Source organism: Pantoea sp. SM3 (genome assembly GCF_000963995.1).
Lineage (GTDB): Bacteria > Pseudomonadota > Gammaproteobacteria > Enterobacterales > Enterobacteriaceae > Pantoea > Pantoea rwandensis_B.
Genome location: NZ_JZRD01000069.1, coordinates 1 through 579, shown reverse-complemented (window position 1 = coordinate 579; position 579 = coordinate 1). Strand labels below are relative to the sequence as shown.

Below are 579 nucleotides of genomic sequence, written 5' to 3'. Positions count from 1 at the left end.
GAGTGAACCGCAACGGTCTTGATGCCTAATTCTTTACACGCGCGGAGAATACGCAGAGCGATCTCACCGCGGTTAGCAATGACAATTTTATCCAGCATGCTTCGCCTCGTTATTCGATGACGACGAGCGGCTCGTCAAATTCAACCGGCTGGCCGCTTTCCACCAGGATCGCCTTCACAACGCCGGATTTATCGGCTTCGATCTGGTTCATCATTTTCATCGCTTCAACGATGCACAGGGTATCGCCTGCGTTGACTTTCTGGCCCACTTCCACGAAGGCTTTCGCATCCGGGCTTGGGGTACGGTAGAAAGTGCCGACCATCGGCGAACGCACGATGTGGCCGGTGATTTCCGGCTTAGCGGCTTCAGCCGGCGCAGCGGCTGCAGGTGCAACGGCGGTCGCCAGAGCAGGCTGCTGCATCACTGGCGCAGCGTAAGCCTGTTGCATAACCGGGTAGCCAGCGTTCGCAGGTGAACGGCTGATACGAACTGACTCTTCGCCTTCAGAGATTTCCAGCTCGGAGATGCCAGACTCTTCTACCAGTTCGATCAGTTTCTTAATTTTACGAATATCCATGA

Annotated in this window: 2 protein-coding genes; both read right to left on the bottom strand. The window is 55.1% G+C overall.

The window, feature by feature from the left end:
* The coding region (locus VI01_RS24430) for a biotin carboxylase N-terminal domain-containing protein (RefSeq protein ID WP_045816980.1) at positions 1 to 98 on the bottom strand (98 nt) is incomplete at its 3' end.
* Positions 99 to 109: 11 nt separating this feature from the next.
* Positions 110 to 577 carry an acetyl-CoA carboxylase biotin carboxyl carrier protein gene (gene accB / locus VI01_RS24425; protein WP_034830260.1) on the bottom strand — a complete coding sequence of 156 codons (468 nt, stop codon included), beginning with the start codon at positions 575 to 577 and terminating at the stop codon, positions 110 to 112.
* Positions 578 to 579: the final 2 nt, after the last annotated feature.